Here is a 17,968-nt window from a genome sequence, read left to right as displayed (position 1 = left end):
ACCGCTGTGGAACACCTTCCCCGCCCCGTCCGCGCCCAGCGCGGCAACGCACTGCAGGCCAAGAGCTGGCAGACCGAGGCGCCGCTGCGCATGCTGATGAACAACCTCGACGCCGAGGTCGCGGAACGCCCCGACGACCTCGTCGTCTACGGCGGCACCGGCAAGGCCGCCCGCTCCTGGGAGGCCTACGACGCGATCGTCCGCACCCTCGAGACCCTCGAGGACGACGAGACGTTGCTGGTCCAGTCCGGCAAACCCGTCGGGGTGTTCCGCACCCACGAGTGGGCACCCCGCGTCCTCATCGCGAACTCGAACCTCGTCGGCGACTGGGCGACCTGGCCGGAGTTCCGCAAGCTGGAACAGGCCGGGCTGACGATGTACGGCCAGATGACCGCGGGTTCCTGGATCTACATCGGGACCCAGGGCATCCTGCAGGGCACCTACGAGACGTTCGCCGCCGTCGCTGACAAGAAGTTCGGCGGAACCCTCGCCGGTACGATCACCCTCACCGGCGGGGCCGGCGGCATGGGCGGTGCGCAACCGCTCGCGGTGACCCTCAACGAGGGGGCGGTCCTCGTCGTCGACGTCGACCGCGCTCGGCTGCAGCGTCGCGTCGACCACGGCTACCTGGACGAGCTCGCCACCGACCTCGACGACGCGCTCGCCCGCGCCGTGGCGGCCCGCGACGAACGTCGCGGCCTCTCCGTCGGGGTCGTCGGCAACGCGGCGACCGTGTTCACCGAACTCCTCGACCGGGGCGCCCCGATCGACGTCGTCACCGACCAGACCTCCGCGCACGACCCGCTCAGCTACCTCCCCGAGGGGGTCAGCGTCGAGGAGTGGCACGACCTCGCCGCCAAGGACCCGGAGGGTTTCACCCTCATGGCCCGGGCGTCGATGGCCAAGCAGGTCAAGGCCATGGTCGACTTCCAGGACCGCGGGGCCGAGGTGTTCGACTACGGCAACTCGATCCGCCAGGAGGCCGTCCTCGGCGGCTACGACCGCGCGTTCGAGTTCCCCGGGTTCGTCCCGGCCTACATCCGCCCGCAGTTCGCCGAGGGGCGCGGGCCGTTCCGCTGGGTCGCGCTCTCGGGCGACCCGAAGGACATCGAGCGCACCGACCGGGCGATCCTCGAACTGTTCCCGCACGACGAGAAGCTCCGCCGCTGGATCACCGCCGCGGGGGAGAAGGTGCACTTCGAGGGCCTGCCCGCACGGATCTGCTGGCTCGGCTACAAGGAACGTCACCTCGCCGGGCTGAAGTTCAACGAACTCGTCGCGAACGGCGAGATCTCCGCGCCCATCGTCATCGGCCGCGACCACCTCGACTCCGGTTCCGTGGCCTCGCCCTACCGCGAGACCGAGGCCATGGCCGACGGTTCCGACGCCATCGCCGACTGGCCGCTGCTGAACGCCCTGCTGAACACCGCCTCCGGGGCCACCTGGGTCTCGTTGCACCACGGGGGCGGCGTCGGCATCGGCCGTTCCATCCACGCCGGGCAGGTCACCGTCGCCGACGGCACCGACCTCGCCGCGCAGAAGATCGAACGCGTCCTCACCAACGACCCGGGGACGGGCGTCATGCGCCACGTCGACGCCGGGTACGAACGCGCCGCAGAGGTCGCGCGGGAACGGGGTCTGCGCGTCCCCATGTGGGAACAGTGAGCTCCTTCTGGTGCGAGTCGGCGTGGCTCGACGGGGGCCCCGTCCGCGGGGTCCGCGTCGAGTTCACGAACGGCCGCACCACCTCAGTCACCCGCGAACCCCGGCCGCTCGACGGTGATCGGGAACTCCGGGGACTGGTGTTCCCGGGTTTCGCGAACGCGCACTCGCACGCGTTCCACCGCGGCCTGCGAGGGAGGACCCACGCTGACGGCGGGTCGTTCTGGACCTGGCGCACCGCCGTGTACGCCCTCGCCGGCCGCCTCGACCCCGACGGCTACCGGGAACTCGCGACGGCCGCGTTCACCGAGATGGTCCTCGCCGGCTGGACCGCCGTGGGGGAGTTCCACTACCTGCACCACCGCCCCGACGGAACCCCCTACGACGACCCGAACGCGTTCGCCCTGGCCCTGCGCGACGCCGCCCGCACGGCCGGGATCCGCCTCACCCTGCTCGACACGCTCTACCTGACCTCCGCCCCCGGGAAACCCCCGCTGGCGGAGCAGCGTCGGTTCTCCGACGGCACCGCCCAGGCCTGGGCCGCCCGTGTCCGGGCGATCCCCACCGACGAGTTCTTCCGGGTCGGGGTGGCTGCGCACTCGGTGCGGGCCGTCGGCCCGGCTGACCTCACCGTCGTCGCCGAGACGGGCTGGGACCTCGGGGTCCCCGTGCACGTCCACCTCTCCGAGCAACCCGCCGAGAACGAGGTCTGCCGGCAGGCCTACGGCTGCACGCCGACGGAACTCCTCGACCGCGCCGGGGCCCTCAGCCCGGCGCTCACCGTCGTGCACGCCAACCACGTCACCGACGCCGACGTCGCGTTGCTGGGTGCCCGCCAGGTCTCCGTCGCGGCCTGCCCCACGACCGAGGCCGACCTCGGCGACGGTGTGGGGCGCAACCGCGCGCTGGCCGACGCGGGGGCGGTCCTCGCCCTCGGCACCGACCAGCACGCCGTGGTCGACCCCTTCCTGGAGACCCGCGGTCTCGAGGCCGCCGCCCGGCTCGGGTCGTTGCGGCGCGGGGTGTTCGACCCCGCGGAACTCGTTGCCGCGCTCACCACCGGCGGCCACCGCAGCCTCGGCCTGGAGGGCGGTTCGATCGTCGTGGGCCAGCCCTGCGACCTCGTCGCCGTCGACACGGACTCGGTCCGCACGGCCGGTTCCGACCCGGCCCAGGTCCCGATGACGGCGACCGCGCAGGACGTCACCGACGTCGTCGTCGCGGGGGAGTTCCGCGTCCGCGGTGGGCAGCACGAGACCGTCCCCCGCGAGCGCGTCGCCGAGATCCTCCGGAGCCTGACGTGAGCACCGTCTACACGGGGATCGGCGAACTCACCACGAACGACCCCGAGGTCGGGGGGGAGGACCTGCTCGCCCGGGTCCCCGACGCCGCCCTCGTCGTCGAGGACGGCCGGGTCGCCTGGACCGGTCCTTCCGACCGGGCTCCCGCCGCCGACGAGCGCGTCGACCTCGGCGGCCGCGCCGTCCTGCCCGGCTGGGTCGACTCCCACTCCCACCTCGTCTTCGCCGGCGACCGCACGAGCGAGTTCGAGGCCCGGATGGCCGGGAAGCCCTACGCGGCGGGCGGTATCGCCACGACCGTCACCGCGACCCGCGCCGCCACCGACGACCAGCTGCGCGCGGGACTGCGCCGGCACGTCGCCGAGGCGCTCGCGCAGGGCACCACGACGCTGGAGACGAAGACCGGTTACGGGCTGACCGTGGCCGAGGAACTCCGCGCGGCGCGGCTGGCCGCCGAGTTCACCGACGAGGTCAGCTGGCTCGGCGCCCACATCGTGGCCCCCGGCGTCTCCCCCGAGGACTACCTCGCCGAACTCGTGGGCCCCCAGCTCGACGCCGTGGCGGGCCACGTCCGCTGGGCCGACGTGTTCTGCGAGACGGGCGCCTTCGACGAGGAGCAGTCCCGCGCCGTCCTGCTCGCCGCCCGGGCCGCGGGCCTCGGCCTGCGTGTCCACGGCAACCAGCTCACGCAGGGACCGGGGGTGCGGTTGGCCTGTGAACTCGACGCCGCCAGCGTCGACCACTGCAACCACCTCGCCCCGGCCGACGTCGACGCCCTCGCCGCCTCGGACACGGTGGCGACCGTCCTCCCCGCCTGCGACCTCTCGACCCGGCAACCCCTCGCGCCCGCGCGTCGGCTGCTGGACGCGGGCGCGCAGGTCGCGATCGCCGCGAACTGCAACCCCGGTTCCAGCTACACCAGTTCCGTCGCGTTCTGCGTCGCGACGGCCGTCCTGCAGATGCACCTCACCGTCGCCGAAGCCGTCCACGCCGCGACCTTCGGCGGCGCGCAGGCCCTGCGCCGCACCGACGTCGGCCGCCTGACGGTGGGGGCCCGGGCCGACCTGCACGTCCTCGACGCCCCCTCGGTGACCCACCTCGCCTACCGCCCCGGCGTCCCCCTCACCCACGCCGTCCACCGCGCTCACCGACCGGACTGACTTCGCCGAACCGGCAGACCTCAGCCCCCGCACCGGTCCATGCTGACCCCGTGACCGACGTGTTCGACGCCCCCGACGTCCTGCTCTACGAGCACCGGGGGGCCTTCGCGGTCCGGCACCGCTACGAGATCGTCCTGCCCGACGGCACCCCGGCCGCCGCCGTCGAGGAGACCCTCGGCGCCGGGGGTGCCTTCTTCGGGAGGGTGGTCTCCTCGCGCTACCTCGTCCAGGACGCGAGCGGGGTCCTGCTGGCGATCGAGCGTCCCGGCGGCCTCGGGAAGTCGGAGTTCTTCGCCACCTGGGCCGACGGTCGACCGCTGGGCCGGGTGCGGCAGGAGAACAGCTGGGCCGCGCCCCGTTTCGAGTTCGCCCTCGCTGACGGCCGCAGCGGCCGGATGACCGGCGGCGGGTGGGGGAGCCGCGACTGGGACGTCGCGCTGCACACCGACCCGCGCCCCGCCAGCCTGCGGAAACCCGACGACGAACCCCGCCGGATCGCCACCGTCCACCGCGAGCACCGCTCCTTCGACCGGGTCCTCGTCGACGCCGACGCCTTCGCCCTGTCCACCGACCCGACCCTCGACCGCGACCTGCGGGCCGTCCTGCTCGTCGGGGTCGTCGCCCTCGACGCCGTGCGCGACGCCCGGAAGAACTCCGGCGACTGACTCAGGCCGGGCCGTCCGGGTAGGCCTCGCGGTACTCCTGCAGCGTCATCCCCAGCTGCCGGGCGCTGGCGGTGTCCTCCTCATCGGCGAACGCGTTCCAGTCGTCGACGACACGCTGGGTCAACGGCGAGCCGTAGGTGCCGCAGAAGTACGTCCTGTCCTCGGGTACGTCCGGTGGCGGGGTGCACTGCGGCTCCTCCGTCCAGAAGTCGTCCGGGTCGAAGCAGCTCATCCACGTCAGGTCTGAGTACGCGAACTCGTCCTCGGGATCGGCCGTCGCGAGTTCCTCGTCGGTGGGCTCGTGGGTCACGCACGTCCGGGTGGGCATCGAGGTCGCCATCGGGCCACCGGTGAGCCACTCGTCGTAGTCCGCCCACTCCTGCTCCGAGGCGGACTCGGCGGGCCGTGTCGTGGGGGCCGACGTGGGCGCGGACGCAGTGGGCGCCGACTCCGTCCCGCAGGCCGTCAGCGTCAGCGCGAGGGCGAACAGGGGCAGGACGACACGACGCACCGCAGCACGCTCCCAGCCTCCGCACGGCTCGCAGGCCCCGGCCACCGCCGTCTCACCCGTTCGGACCACCGCAGGAGACCGTCCAGGCCCGGGAGAGTGGATGGGAGGATCGCCGGGTGCACCCCGACGCCCCGCCCTTCGGTCTCCTCCTCGACGTCGACGGGCCGATCGCCAGCCCGGTGACGCGTTCGATCAGCGCGGCGGGGTTGCTGGACAGCCTGCTCGAACTGCTGGCCGCGGGAGTCCCCGTCGTCTTCAACACCGGCCGCTCCGACGACTTCCTGCGCACGCAGGTCGTCGGCCCGATCCTCGCCGCCGGCCTGCCCGCGCGCGCCCGGCTGCACGCCGTCTGCGAGAAGGGCGCCGTCACCTTCACCGTCACCGCCGCCGGGATGGGCCCCGTCGAGGTCGACGAGCAGGTCGCCGTCCCGCGCCCCGCCGTCGAACGCCTCGAAGCTCTGGCCCGCGCGCACTACGCCGACGTCGTCTTCGTCGACGGCGGCAAGCGCGCCATGGTCTCCCTCGAGCAGCGCCTCGACGTCGACTCCGCGACCTACCTCGCCCGCCAGCCCGAGTTCGAGGCGGCGGCGCTCGCGGTCTTCGCCGACCTCGACCTCGGCGCGACCTGGAAGGGCATCGACCAGCCCGACTCCGCCGGCCGGGTCGACTGGCGCATCGACCCGACGATCATCTCCACCGACATCGAGTCCGTACTGCTCGGCAAGGACCGGGGGGCCGAGATGGCGCTGCGCCTGCTCGCCGCCGACGGCCTGCCGCCCACCGCCTGGCGCACCGTCGGCGACTCCCGCACCGACTACGCGATGGCCGACTGGCTGCACGCGCAGGGTCACGTCGTCGCCCACGTCGACGTCCGCCCCGCCGACGGCGTGCCCACCACCCCCTACCCGGTGCTGCAGCCCCGCCACACCGTCAACGACCTCGCCGGCGCAGCCTGGCTCGCGCGCCTGGCCGCCGTCGTCCGCGGCGACGCCCCCGACGACCGCGACTTCGACGCGCCCCGTCCGGGTGGGGTGGTCGCTTAGGCTTCCGCCGTGGCTGAGCAGCGGATCGACACCCAGTACGAGGACCTCCTGCGACACGTCCTCGCCACCGGCACCCCCAAGTCCGACCGCACCGGCACCGGGACGCGCAGCGTCTTCGGCCACCAGATGCGCTACGACCTCGCCGCCGGGTTCCCGCTGATCACCACCAAGCGCGTGCACTTCAAGTCCATCGCCCTGGAGCTCCTCTGGTTCCTGCGCGGCGACGGCAACGCCCGCTGGCTGCAGGAGCGCGGCGTGACGATCTGGGACGAGTGGGCCGACGAGAACGGTGACCTCGGTCCCGTCTACGGCGTGCAGTGGCGGTCCTGGCCGACCCCGGACGGTCGCCACGTCGACCAGATCACCGAGGTCCTCGACACCCTGCGGACCAACCCGGACTCCCGCCGCATGATCGTCTCGGCCTGGAACGTCGCCGAGCTCGACAAGATGGCCCTCGCCCCCTGCCACGCGTTCTTCCAGTTCCACGTCGCCGACGGCAAGCTGTCCTGCCAGCTCTACCAGCGCTCGGCCGACCTCTTCCTCGGCGTCCCGTTCAACATCGCCAGCTACGCCCTGCTGACGATGCTCGTCGCGCAGGAGGTCGGCCTCGCACCGGGCGACTTCGTCTGGACCGGCGGCGACTGCCACGTCTACGACAACCACGTCGAGCAGGTCGAGGAACAGCTCTCCCGGACGCCGTACCCGTTTCCGCAGCTGACGATCGCCCCCAAGGGCCTGTTCGAGGTCGCCTACGAGGACCTCGAGGTCGTGGACTACCAGCACCACCCCACGATCAAGGCTCCCGTGGCGGTGTGATCCGGTGATCGGCCTGGTGTGGGCCCAGAGCGCCAACGGCGTCATCGGTGCGGACGGCCGGATCCCCTGGCGGATCCCCGAGGACATGGACCACTTCTCGCAACTCACCGCCGGCTCCACCGTCGTCATGGGCCGCGCCACCTGGGAGTCCCTGCCGCCGAGGTTCCGGCCGCTGCCCGAGCGTCGCAACGTCGTCCTCTCCCGGGACGCGGACTACGTCGCCGACGGCGCCGAGGTCGTCCACGACCTGACCACGGCGCTCGCGGGCACCGGTCGGGCAGATGGCGACGTCTGGGTCATCGGTGGTCAGGCCGTCTACCAGGCCGCCCTCGGGCACGCCGACGTCCTCGTCGTCACCGAGGTGGACCTCGAGGTCGAGGGCGACACGCGTGCCCCGCGGATCGGGGAGGAGTGGTCGCAGACGGAGACGGGGGAGTGGCGCACCTCCACGAAGGGGCCGCGCTTCCGGATCTGCACCTGGCACCGATCGGGCTGAACCCCTCGCGCCGGGACGGACTTCGTGGCACCGTGAGGCATCGAGCCCCTACGGGGCTCCCGGCCGGAGGAGTGCCTCGTGACCCTCTTCGTCTCGTTCTTCGTGATCCTGCTGGTGGCGGCCGTCGTCGGTCGTGTCTGCTCCTCGTCGCGGCCGGGTGACCGTCCGGGCGTCGAGCCGGACCGGGTCCACCTCCCCGACACCGGCCACCACTCCGGCTGGGCCCACGCCCAGGACCGCCGCCGCGACTGACCTCAGTCGCTGAGGTCGTACACCGTCGTCGTACCGACGGTCATCGCCGTGTGCGCCGCGGCCGCCCACGCCACGACGTCCGACGTCGCCGCTGACCTCGACCCGTCGGGGACCAGCAGGTACCGCACCCGTCCGGTCGCCACGTAGGACTGGAACTGCGTCAGGCTCACCGTCGCGTCGCCGGTCCGGAGCGCCAGTACCGCGGTACCGCTGGCGAGCTCGAGCGTCGCCGCGTCCTGCGGGGAGGCGACCGTGGCCGCCGACCAGGTCGTGCCCGCGGCCTGGAGCAACGACGTCGTCGACGTGTCCGCCGGGATGGTCGACGCGTCGTGCGCCCGGGCGCCGGCGCCGAGACCCGCGGACAGCACCAGGGCCAGGACCAGCACGACCCGCGGAGCGCCCCGCCACCGTCGCCACAGCCACGTGCCACCGAGCGCGAGGGCCGTCGCGGCCAGCGGAGCCAGCACCCCGGCCCCTGGGCCGATCCACACCCCCGAGGAGACCGGCGGACCCCCCGGCCACCCGGGTGCGACGACGAACCAGACCCCGACGCAGGCCGCCGCCGTTCCGGTGAGGACGGCCACGTCGAGGACCGCCCGGTGCCGAGGCGTCCAGCGCAGGAGCAGGGTCCCCACGAGCAGCGCCACCCCGAGCGCAGCCCCCCACCCCCCGACGAGCACCGCGCCACCCCCGGCCAGTCCCGCGCCGAGCGACCAGCGGGCCGAGCCCCGGTGGCGGACGAGGAGGTACCCCGTGACGCCCAGCAGCAGCGCCGTCTGGGCCTCGTCCCCGGAGCGCAGCAGCAGGGCCAGCACCGCACCGGCCACCAGACCCGCTGAGGGACCGGCGATCCGCCGGACGGTCACGGTCAGGACCGCCACGGCCAGGACGGCCAGGACGGTCGCGAGCACGGCGAGGTCCGCGGAGGCGGAGATCCGCAGCACCAGTCCGGAGAGCCATCCCGCCGCAGGCGCCCCGACGGAGGTCGCCGCCTGCGGGTCGAGGGTCCCGAAGAACCACGCCTTCCAGCTCTGCGACCCCGACCACGCGACGGCCCGGTCGAGCACGTCGATGCGGTCCGGCCGGAGCGAACGGACCACCACGGTCGCCGCGAGCAGGGCGAGGACCCCGGCCCGACCCCGCCGCGGTCCGGCGAGCGCTCGGGTGGCCACGGGAACGGGGATCTCCCGGACGGTGAGCGCGGCGACTGGGGTCATGCCTCCACGGTCCGCCGCCCACCGCGGTGTCACACCGGTGTTCCCCGTGCGGTCCCTGTGAGGCTGACCCGACCAGGTGGCGGCACGGAACAGTCCCGTCCTGCCGGAGGTTGCCCACGGCGTGAAGGTGGAGATCTGGTCCGACGTCGTGTGTCCCTGGTGCTACATCGGCAAGCGCCGCTTCGAGAGCGCGCTGCGCGCCTTCGAGCACCGCGAGGACGTCGAGGTGGAGTGGAGGTCCTTCGAGCTGGACCCCACGACGCAGTCGGTGACGACCCGCGCCGACGGACCCAGCGACGCCCACGCGCGCAAGCTGTCGGCCAAGATCGGCCGGCCGGTGGAGGAGGTGCGGGAACTCATCGCCCACGTCGACGCCGTGGCCGCCGCCGAAGGCCTGGAGTTCCACCAGGACGTCTCCGTCCCCGCGAACACCGTCAACGCCCACCAGTTGCTGCACCTGGCCCGCGAGCACGGCGTCCAGGACGCCGTGAAGGAACGCTTCCTGCACGCCAACTTCTCGGAGGGCGAGCCCCTCGGTGACGACGACACCCTGGTCCGCCTGGCCGCCGAGGCCGGACTGGACGAGGCCGAGTCGCGCGCGGTGCTGGCCGAGGACCGCTACGTCGACGCCGTGCGCGCGGACGTCGCCGAGGCCCAGGCCCTCGGCGCCCGCGGGGTCCCGTTCTTCGTGATCGACCGCAAGTACGGCATCGCGGGCGCCCAGCCGACCGAGCAGTTCCTGCAGGTGCTGCAGCGGGCCTGGCAGGAGAGCCGCCCCCTCACCCTCGTCGGTGGCGACGACGCCGAGGCCTGCGGCCCCGAGGGCTGCGCGATCTGACGCGGGGCTCGCGGTGGGGGATCGTTGCCTCCCCGAGGACACTAGACGTCCTCGGGGAGGCAACGATCCCGCCGGGAACCCCCGTCAGGCGACGTCGACCCCGAAGTCCTGCGCGATCCCCCGCAGCCCGGAGGCGTACCCCTGCCCGACGGCGCGGAACTTCCACTCGCCGTTGTAGCGGTAGACCTCACCGAACACCATCGCGGTCTCGGTCGAGGCGTCCTCGGACAGGTCGTAGCGCACGACCTCGCTGCCGTCGGTCCGGTTGACCATGCGGATGAACGCGTTCATGACCTGACCGAAGCTCTGCCGGCGCGCCTCGGCGTCGTGGATCGAGACCGCGAAGACGATCTTGTCGACGTCCTGCGGCACGGAGTTCAGGTCGAGCTCGATGCTCTCGTCGTCGCCCTCACCCTCACCGGTCCGGTTGTCCCCGGTGTGGCGCACCGAGCCGTCGGGGCTGGCGAGCTGGTTGTAGAACACGAAGTGGGCGTCCGAGAGGACCTTCCCGTTCGGGCCGAGCAGCAGCGCGCTGGCGTCCAGGTCGAAGTCCATGCCGGTGGTGGTCCGCACGTCCCACCCGAGGCCGACGAGGGCCTCGTTCAGGTCCGGTGCCACCTTCGACAGCGAGACGTTTCCACCCTTGGCGAGAGTCACACCCATGGCGCGAACTTATCCGAGCCGGCTGGACACCGCCTGGGCGGTGCGGGGGGGAACGGTGAGACGTTCGACCAGCAGCTCGACCACGACGTCGACGGACGGGGCGGGCAGTCCGAACAGCGCCCGGAAGTAGATCGGCGCCACCAGGTGGTCGAGGACCCGCGTGGCGCTGGGAACCTCCTCGCCGCGCTGCGCCGCACGGTCCAGGATCTCCTCGGCCTGCGAGCTGCGACCGACCAGACAGGCCGAGCAGGCGGACTCGAACCCTTCCGGTGCACCGGAGCCGGCGCCCGGCGCCGGAGGATCCGCGGGTCCGGCGGCGACCGCGGCCCGCAGCAGGGCGAGTTCCGCCGGACGTCGCGACTCGGTGACCAGCGCGGTGGCCCAGGCGTGCAGGTCGCCCCGCAGGCTGCCGGTGTCGGGGACGGCCCCGCTGGTGCCGAAGCGGACGAGGGCGGTGTCGGCCAGCAGGGCGGGGACGTCACCCCACCGTCGGTACACGCTCGTCGCGTTGACCCCGGCGCGGGCGGCGACCTGGGGGATCGTCAACGGTTCGCCCTCGGCCAGCAGGTCGAGCACGGCCTGGTGGACGGCGGCCGTCACCTTGGCGCTGCGCCCTCCTGGACGCGTCATCGTCGGTGCCACCCGTCCACCCTAATGCAGTTCGCGTTGCCTTTGTGCACGGTGGGGAGTAGTTTCCCGAAGACACCTCCCCGAGTTCCTGGAGCACCCGTGTCCACCGACACCCCCACCCGGACGGGTTTCTCCGTCGTCACCGTCACGCTGGGCCTGCTCGTCGCCGCGAGTTCCGCGCCGTCCCCGATCTTCCCCGTCTACGAGGAACTGTGGGGGATCGGCGCCACCGCCGTCACCGTCGTCTTCGCGATCTACGCGGCCGCGCTGCTCGTCGCGCTGCTCACCGTCGGCTCGCTCTCCGACCACCTCGGCCGTCGCCGGGTCGTCCTGGTCGCGCTCGTCGGTGTCCTCGCCTCGATGCTGGTGTTCAGCCAGGCGGACTCCGTCGGCTGGCTCGTCCTCGGCCGCGTGGTGCAGGGGTTCTCCACCGGTTCCGCGATCGGCGCGCTGGGTGCCTGGTTGCTCGACCTCGCGGGTCCGGAGCGGGCCGCGACGGCGCAGCTGGTCAACGGTGCGACGCCACCCGTGGGCCTGATGGCCGGCGGCCTGGGCTCGGGCCTCCTCGTGCAGTTCGCACCGGCCCCCACCGAACTCGTCTACCTGGTGCTCGCCGGGCTGCTCGTCGTCGCGGCCGTCGGGATCGCTGTGACCGCCGACGTGGTCGACCGCGTCCCCGGCGCGCTGGCCTCGCTGCGACCCGTCGTCCGGTTGCCCGCCGCCTCGCGCGCAGCGTTCACGACCTACCTCCCCGGCTTCCTCGGCAGCTGGGGCCTGGGTGGGCTCTGCATGGGGCTGGGGCCCTCGGTCGTGGTCGGAGTCCTCGGGATCGCCAACCACGTCGCCGGCGGGCTCGTCGTCGCGGCCGTCGCCGGGGTGGGGGCGGCGACGGGGATCTTCACCCGTCACGTCGCCCCGGCCCGGGTCATGACGCTGGGCATGTCCGCGCTCGTCGTCGGGCCGGTCCTGCTCGCCCTCGGGGCCGACGCCGCCTCCACCCCGTGGTTCTTCGCCGGCGCCCTCGTCGCCGGGATCGGGTTCGGGGCCGGGTTCCAGGGTGCGCTGCGCGGGGTCCTCTCCACGGCTCCCGCCCACGAACGCGCCGGGGTCCTCGCCGCCGTCTACGTCGTGAGCTACCTGGTCTTCGGGGTCCCCGCCGTCGTCGCGGGTCTGCTGGCCCCGCACGTCGGCCTGACCGCCGTCGTCGACGGCTACGCGGTGCTCGTCGTCCTGGCCGGCCTCGCCGGCCTCGTCCTCGGCGGGGTCCAGCGCGCCCGCGGGACCGCGACCCTCCCGGCCCAGCGCCGTCGACAGGTGGCCCCGGACGACACCGGAGCCCCCTCGCAGTCCTGACCCGCCGCTACGGTGGAGCGGTGACGTCAAGCGAACGGTCCAACCTGTCGATCACGGACTCGTGACTCTCCACGCCGGTCAGCACATCGCCTTCAGCGGCCACTTCCTCGAACCCCGCGCGGCCCTCGCGGCCCGCGCCGAGGAAGCGGGGCTCCACGTCGACCCCGACGTCACCGAGCGCACGGACGTCCTCGTCGCCAACGACGCGGGGTCCGGTTCGTCGTCGGTCCGCGCGGCCATCGCCCACGGCATCCCGCTCCTGGACGAGTACTCCTTCGACGACCTGCTCAGCTCGGCCGTCGCCGGCTGACCCGTCCGCCCGAGGCGTGTCCGAGCACGCTCACCGCAGATGTGACACGCCCGAAACACCATGAGCATGCGCTCGTGACCCGGAAGTGGTTGCCTTCCCCAGTCCATCTCGCGATGTTGCACTGTGGAAGGGGACCCGCATGTCCGTCGAAAAGGACACCGGATCAGGGGTCGGCGTCCAGCGCGACTTCTCGCACGAGGACGGTGGGCTGCACAAGGGCCTGAAGAACCGTCAGCTCCAGATGATCGCCATCGGCGGCGCCATCGGCACGGGGCTCTTCCTGGGTGCGGGCGGTCGTCTCGTCACCGCCGGTCCCGGTCTCTTCATCATCTACGGGGTCTGCGGCTTCTTCGTCTTCCTCATGCTGCGGGCCCTCGGCGAGCTCGTCCTGCACCGGCCCTCGTCGGGCTCGTTCGTCTCCTACGCGCGTGAGTTCTACGGCGAGAAGGCCGCCTTCGTCGCCGGCTGGATGTACTGGTTCAACTGGGCCATGACCGCGATCGTCGACATCACCGCGATCGCGACGTACATGCACTACTGGCAGACGTTCTCCTCGGCGCCGCAGTGGCTGCTGGCCCTCATCGCCCTCGTCGTCGTCCTCAGCCTCAACCTCGTCTCGGTCAAGATCTTCGGCGAGATGGAGTTCTGGTTCGCGCTGATCAAGGTCGTCGCGCTGACCGCCTTCCTGCTCATCGGCATCGTCTTCCTCGCCGGTCGCTTCCCGATCGAGGGGCAGACCACGGGGCTCAGCGTCATCAGCGACAACGGTGGCTGGTTCCCCACCGGGGCCGTCCCGCTGATCGTCGTGATCTCCGGCGTGGTCTTCGCCTACGCCGCCGTCGAGCTCGTCGGCACCGCGGCCGGGGAGACGGAGAACCCCGAGAAGATCATGCCGCGGGCGATCAACACCGTCATCGTCCGCATCGTCGTCTTCTACTGCGGCTCGCTGATCCTGCTCGCGCTGCTGCTGCCCTACACCGCCTACTCCAAGGACACGAGCCCCTTCGTCACGTTCTTCTCCAAGATCGGCGTTCCCGGGGCCGGTGACGTCATGAACTTCGTCGTCCTGACCTCGGCGCTCTCCAGCCTCAACGCCGGGCTCTACTCCACCGGCCGCATCGTGCGGTCGATGGCGCAGAACGGCTCCGCGCCGAAGTTCGCGGCCAAGCTCAACAAGGGCGGGGTCCCCTTCGGCGGCATCGCCATCACCGGGGTCGTCGCGGTGCTCGGCGTCGTCCTCAACGCCGTCGCCCCGGGCCGGGCCTTCGAGATCGTCCTCAACGCCTCCGCGCTGGGCATCATCGCCAGCTGGGGCACGATCGTGCTCTGCCAGATGCGGCTGCACTCCTGGGCCAAGAAGGGGATCGTCACCCGCCCCGACTACCGCCTCTTCGGCGCCCCGTACACCGGCTACGCGGTGCTGGTCTTCCTCGTCGCCGTCCTCGGGATCATGGCCTACGACAAGGACAGCCGCCCCACGGTCTACGCCCTCGGCGTGATCATCCCGCTGCTGGTCGTCGGCTGGTTCTCCGTGCGCAAGCGCGTCCTGGCCGCGGCCGAGGAGCGCATGGGCTACACCGGTGAGTTCCCGGTCAAGGCCAACCGACCGGGCGACGGCGGCAAGAAGTAGGGACCTCGCCCCGGAACGAACAGGACGCCGTCGCCCCCCGCGCCTTACGCTGCGGGGGACGGCGGCGTCCTGCTGCGTCCTGCCCGCCCGGCGCTGTGCGGTGCACCCTCGACGAGGCCCCCTGAGGACACCCTGCGCATGACCGCGCCCACCACCCGGCCCACCACCAGGCCCGCCCCCGCGCGCGCCACCCCCCGCACCCCCTCCACGTTCGGACTCGTCGTCCTCCTCGGCGCCATGGCCGCCCTCGGTGCGGTGACGATCGACCTCTACCTCCCGTCGCTGCCCGAGGTGGCGATCGACCTCGGCACCACCGAGGCGCGCACCCAGCTGACGATCACCGGGGTCCTCGTCGGCTCCGCGCTCGGCCAGCTCGTCGTCGGCCCGCTCTCCGACGCGTTCGGTCGCCGGAAGCCCGCCGCCGTCGGGTTCTGCGTCTACGTCGTCGCCACCCTGCTCTGCGCGATCGCGCCGAACCTGCCCACCCTCGTCGCCTTCCGGGTCCTGTCCGGCGTCGGCGCCTCGGCCGGGGCGGTCATCGGCATGGCTGTGATCCGCGACCTCTTCGTCGGACCCGCCGCGGCGCGGCTGCAGTCCCGCCTCGTCCTCGTCATCGGCGTGGCCCCGCTCTTCGCCCCCACCGTCGGGGGCGCGATCGCCGCCCACACGGGCTGGCGTCCGGTGCTGGCGCTGCTCTCCGTCGCCGGTCTCGCGGTCCTCCTCGCCGTGTGGCTCCGACTCCCCGAGACCCGCCCCGAGCTCACCGACACCCCCGCCCAGGCCCTCGCCGAGGACGAGCGCGCCCCCGTCACCCCGCCGCGGCGCGGCCGGGTCCGGCGCACCTTCACCGGCTACGGCGTCCTGCTGCGCGACCGCCGGTTCCTGGCCTTCGCGGCCATGCCCGGGCTCGCGCTGGCCACGATCATGGCCTACGTCTCGACCTCGCCCTTCGTCCTCAAGGACGGGTTCGGCCTCTCGAGCACCGGGTTCGCGCTCTTCTTCGCGGTCAACGGCACGGCCCTCATCGGCGGCACGCAGCTCAACGCGGGCCTCGTCGAACGCTTCGGCTCGGCGAAGCTGCTCCGCGTCGGCGTGCTCGCCGCCCTCGTCTTCGGTCTCGCGCTGACGGTGTCGCTGCTCTCGGGCACCGACCAGCTGCTGCTCTTCGCCGTGCCGCTCTACCTGCTGCTGCTCGCGCTCGGCCTGATCATGCCCAACGCCGTGACCCTCGGCCTGGAGCCCTACGGCGACAGCGCAGGGGCCGCGGCGGCGCTGGTGACCGCCCTGCAGTCCGGCATCGGCGGGCTCGTCGGGGTCCTCGTGGGTGTCCTCGGTGGCGACGAGCACGCCATGGGTCTCGTCGTCGGGGCCGCCGTCGTCCTCAACGTGGCCCTCCTGCTCTCGGTCTCCCGGAGGATCCGCCCTAGTGTGAGGTCATGAGTTCGATCACGGACGCCCAGCCCGCGGGCAGCGACGTCGACCCCTCGGTCCGACCCCAGGACGACCTCTTCCGGCACGTCAACGGCCACTGGCTGGCGACGACCGAGATCCCGGACGACCGCGCCGTCGACGGCGCCTTCGTCCGCCTCCGCGACGAGTCCGAGGCCGAGTGCCGCGCCATCGTCGAGGCCGCCGCAGCGGCGGCCGCCACCGGTGAGGCCGAGGCGGGCAGCGTCCAGCAGAAGATCGGCGACCTCTACGCCAGCTTCATGGACACCGAACGCATCGAGGCCCTCGGCGCCACCCCGCTGGACCCGGAGCTCGCCGCGGTCGACGCCATCACCGACCACGCCGACCTGGTCCGCCGGCTGGGCGCCTTCGAGCGCTCCGGCGTCGGTGGCCCGTTCGCCTACTGGGTGGACACCGACAACGCGAAGTCCGACGAGTACGTCGTCTACCTCACCCAGTCCGGTCTCGGCCTGCCCGACGAGTCGTACTACCGCGAGGAGCAGTACGCGGCGATCCGCGAGGCCTACCTCGGCCACGTGGAGCGCATCCTCACCCTCGGCCACCGTCCCGACCCGGCCGGTTCCGCCCAGCGCATCCTCGCCCTGGAGACGGAGATCGCGAGCCACCACTGGGACCGCGTGAAGAACCGCGACGCGAACGCGACCTACAACAAGGTCGACCGCGCGGGCCTCGAGGCGCTGCTGCCCGGCATCGACCTGGCCGGCTGGCTCGAGGCCGCGCAGCTGCCCGACTCCGCCTTCGCCCAGGTCGTCGTCCGCCAGCCCAGCTACCTCACCGGCCTGGCCGAGGTCCTCCTCGCGACGCCGGTCGAGACCTGGCGCGAGTGGCTCGGCTGGCGCATCCTGCACGGCGGCGCGGTCTTCCTCTCCTCCGACTTCGTCGACGAGAACTTCGCCTTCTACGGCACGACCCTGACCGGTGCCCCGCAGCTGCGCGAGCGCTGGAAGCGCGGCGTCGGGCTCGTCGAGGGCAACCTGGGCGAGGCGCTGGGCGAGCTCTACGTCGCCGAGCACTTCCCGCCCGCCGCGAAGGCCCGGATGGAGGAGCTCGTCGCGAACCTGGTCGAGGCCTACCGCCTCGACATCGAGGCCCTGGACTGGATGACCCGGGAGACGAAGGACCGGGCGCTGGAGAAGCTCGGCCAGTTCACCCCCAAGATCGGCCACCCCGACACCTGGCGCGACTACGCGAAGCTGACCGTGGACCGCCACGACCTGCTGGGCAACGTCCGTCGCGCCTTCGCCTTCGAGGTCGAACGCGAGCTCGCCAAGCTCGGCTCCCCGGTGGACCGCAGCGAGTGGTTCATGACCCCGCAGACGGTCAACGCCTACTACAACCCGGGCATGAACGAGATCGTCTTCCCCGCGGCCATCCTCCGACCGCCGTTCTTCTCCCTCGAGGCCGACGACGCCGAGAACTACGGCGGCATCGGTGCGGTCATCGGTCACGAGATCGGTCACGGCTTCGACGACCAGGGCTCCAAGTACGACGGTCTGGGCAACCTCAACGACTGGTGGACCGACGCGGACCGCGAGGAGTTCGGCAAGCGCACGGACGCCCTCGTCGCGCAGTTCGACGCCCTCGAGCCGCCGGAGACCCCCGGCAAGAAGGTCAACGGCTCGCTGACGGTGGGCGAGAACATCGGCGACCTCGGCGGGCTGACGATCGCCCACAAGGCCTACGAGATCGCCCTGGAGGGCGAGCCCGCGCCGGTCGTCGACGGCCTCAACGGCTCCCAGCGGCTCTTCTTCGGGTGGGCCAAGGTGTGGTGCGGCAAGGTGCGCCCCGCCGAGGTCGAACGTCGCCTCGCCGTGGACCCGCACTCCCCGCCGGAGTTCCGCTGCAACGCCGTGGTGAAGAACCTCGTCGAGTTCCACGAGGCCTTCGACACCCAGCCCGGTGACGGGCTCTGGCTGGACCCGGCGGAACGCGTCCGGATCTGGTGAGCGGC

Annotated in this window: 18 protein-coding genes; 14 read left to right on the top strand and 4 right to left on the bottom strand. The window is 72.5% G+C overall.

Annotation, left to right across the window (positions count from 1 at the left end; translation table 11 throughout):
* Positions 1-6: 6 nt before the first annotated feature.
* The 4 genes from hutU to OG218_RS12765 are packed head-to-tail and all read left to right on the top strand — an operon-like array spanning position 7 to position 4,788.
* Entirely contained in the window at positions 7-1,665 is a 1,659-nt protein-coding gene (gene hutU, locus OG218_RS12780; RefSeq protein WP_328293601.1) for a urocanate hydratase, read from the top strand.
* Positions 1,662-2,966 (top strand): formimidoylglutamate deiminase, encoded by a 1,305-nt coding sequence (locus OG218_RS12775; RefSeq protein ID WP_328293600.1) that lies wholly within the window; start codon positions 1,662-1,664, stop codon positions 2,964-2,966. The genes hutU and OG218_RS12775 overlap by 4 nt, the downstream gene beginning before the upstream one ends.
* On the top strand, positions 2,963-4,123 hold the full coding sequence (gene hutI / locus OG218_RS12770; protein ID WP_328293599.1) for an imidazolonepropionase: 1,161 nt from the start codon (positions 2,963-2,965) through the stop codon (positions 4,121-4,123). Before OG218_RS12775 ends, hutI begins: the two co-directional genes overlap by 4 nt.
* A 50-nt stretch (positions 4,124-4,173) precedes the next feature.
* Complete coding sequence (locus OG218_RS12765; protein WP_328293598.1) at positions 4,174-4,788, top strand: hypothetical protein; 615 nt, start codon at positions 4,174-4,176, stop codon at positions 4,786-4,788.
* Between the two features lies 1 nt (position 4,789).
* On the opposite strand, the gene OG218_RS12760 is transcribed toward OG218_RS12765, so the two are convergent.
* Entirely contained in the window at positions 4,790-5,299 is a 510-nt protein-coding gene (locus OG218_RS12760) for a hypothetical protein (protein WP_328293597.1), read from the bottom strand.
* 116 nt (positions 5,300-5,415) lie between these two features.
* Here OG218_RS12760 and OG218_RS12755 point away from each other — a divergent pair, with 116 nt between their 5' ends.
* From OG218_RS12755 to OG218_RS12740, 4 genes are all read left to right on the top strand, one after another.
* Positions 5,416-6,342, top strand: coding sequence for a hypothetical protein (locus OG218_RS12755; protein WP_328293596.1), 927 nt, complete (start codon positions 5,416-5,418; stop codon positions 6,340-6,342).
* A 9-nt stretch (positions 6,343-6,351) separates the two neighbouring features.
* Positions 6,352-7,158, top strand: a complete 807-nt coding sequence (locus OG218_RS12750; protein WP_442906388.1) for a thymidylate synthase — start codon at positions 6,352-6,354, stop codon at positions 7,156-7,158.
* A gap of 4 nt (positions 7,159-7,162) precedes the next feature.
* Positions 7,163-7,654, top strand: a complete 492-nt coding sequence (locus OG218_RS12745; RefSeq protein ID WP_328293595.1) for a dihydrofolate reductase — start codon at positions 7,163-7,165, stop codon at positions 7,652-7,654.
* Positions 7,655-7,732: 78 nt separating this feature from the next.
* The gene (locus OG218_RS12740; RefSeq protein ID WP_328293594.1) at positions 7,733-7,906 is read left to right on the top strand and encodes a hypothetical protein; all 174 of its coding nucleotides are present in this window, start codon (positions 7,733-7,735) and stop codon (positions 7,904-7,906) included.
* Between the two features lie 2 nt (positions 7,907-7,908).
* Here the strand turns inward: OG218_RS12740 and OG218_RS12735 are convergent, their stop codons facing one another.
* The gene (locus OG218_RS12735; RefSeq protein WP_328293593.1) at positions 7,909-9,123 is read right to left on the bottom strand and encodes a hypothetical protein; all 1,215 of its coding nucleotides are present in this window, start codon (positions 9,121-9,123) and stop codon (positions 7,909-7,911) included.
* 121 nt (positions 9,124-9,244) lie between these two features.
* Between OG218_RS12735 and OG218_RS12730 the strand changes: the two genes are divergently transcribed.
* Positions 9,245-9,961 (top strand): DsbA family oxidoreductase, encoded by a 717-nt coding sequence (locus tag OG218_RS12730; protein WP_328293592.1) that lies wholly within the window; start codon positions 9,245-9,247, stop codon positions 9,959-9,961.
* A gap of 84 nt (positions 9,962-10,045) precedes the next feature.
* On the opposite strand, the gene OG218_RS12725 is transcribed toward OG218_RS12730, so the two are convergent.
* Complete coding sequence (locus OG218_RS12725; RefSeq protein ID WP_328293591.1) at positions 10,046-10,624, bottom strand: TerD family protein; 579 nt, start codon at positions 10,622-10,624, stop codon at positions 10,046-10,048.
* Between the two features lie 9 nt (positions 10,625-10,633).
* The gene (locus OG218_RS12720; RefSeq protein ID WP_328293590.1) at positions 10,634-11,266 is read right to left on the bottom strand and encodes a TetR-like C-terminal domain-containing protein; all 633 of its coding nucleotides are present in this window, start codon (positions 11,264-11,266) and stop codon (positions 10,634-10,636) included.
* 87 nt (positions 11,267-11,353) lie between these two features.
* Here OG218_RS12720 and OG218_RS12715 point away from each other — a divergent pair, with 87 nt between their 5' ends.
* The 5 genes from OG218_RS12715 (at position 11,354) to OG218_RS12695 (ending at position 17,963) form a co-directional block, all read left to right on the top strand.
* On the top strand, positions 11,354-12,607 hold the full coding sequence (locus tag OG218_RS12715; RefSeq protein ID WP_328293589.1) for an MFS transporter: 1,254 nt from the start codon (positions 11,354-11,356) through the stop codon (positions 12,605-12,607).
* A gap of 61 nt (positions 12,608-12,668) precedes the next feature.
* Entirely contained in the window at positions 12,669-12,917 is a 249-nt protein-coding gene (locus OG218_RS12710) for a BRCT domain-containing protein (RefSeq protein ID WP_328293588.1), read from the top strand.
* 139 nt (positions 12,918-13,056) lie between these two features.
* A complete protein-coding gene (locus OG218_RS12705) occupies positions 13,057-14,547 on the top strand; it encodes an amino acid permease (protein ID WP_328293587.1) in 1,491 nt (496 codons plus the stop codon).
* Positions 14,548-14,616: 69 nt separating this feature from the next.
* The gene (locus tag OG218_RS12700; RefSeq protein WP_328296238.1) at positions 14,617-15,987 is read left to right on the top strand and encodes a multidrug effflux MFS transporter; all 1,371 of its coding nucleotides are present in this window, start codon (positions 14,617-14,619) and stop codon (positions 15,985-15,987) included.
* Positions 15,984-17,963, top strand: a complete 1,980-nt coding sequence (locus tag OG218_RS12695) for a M13 family metallopeptidase (protein ID WP_328293586.1) — start codon at positions 15,984-15,986, stop codon at positions 17,961-17,963. The genes OG218_RS12700 and OG218_RS12695 overlap by 4 nt, the downstream gene beginning before the upstream one ends.
* The last annotated feature ends 5 nt before the right edge of the window (positions 17,964-17,968 follow it).

Origin of the sequence: Kineococcus sp. NBC_00420 (genome assembly GCF_036021035.1) — a bacterium.
Lineage (GTDB): Bacteria > Actinomycetota > Actinomycetes > Actinomycetales > Kineococcaceae > Kineococcus.
This window is presented reverse-complemented; position numbering and strand designations above follow the sequence as displayed.

What these genes read in the sequence shown, in the direction of transcription:
- OG218_RS12735 (WP_328293593.1), bottom strand. Translation starts at nt 9,123, where the DNA reads ATGACCCCAGTCGCCGCGCTCACCGTCCGGGAGATCCCCGTTCCCGTG.
- OG218_RS12725 (WP_328293591.1), bottom strand. Translation starts at nt 10,624, where the DNA reads ATGGGTGTGACTCTCGCCAAGGGTGGAAACGTCTCGCTGTCGAAGGTG.
- OG218_RS12705 (WP_328293587.1), top strand. Translation starts at nt 13,057, where the DNA reads ATGTCCGTCGAAAAGGACACCGGATCAGGGGTCGGCGTCCAGCGCGAC.
- OG218_RS12695 (WP_328293586.1), top strand. Translation starts at nt 15,984, where the DNA reads ATGAGTTCGATCACGGACGCCCAGCCCGCGGGCAGCGACGTCGACCCC.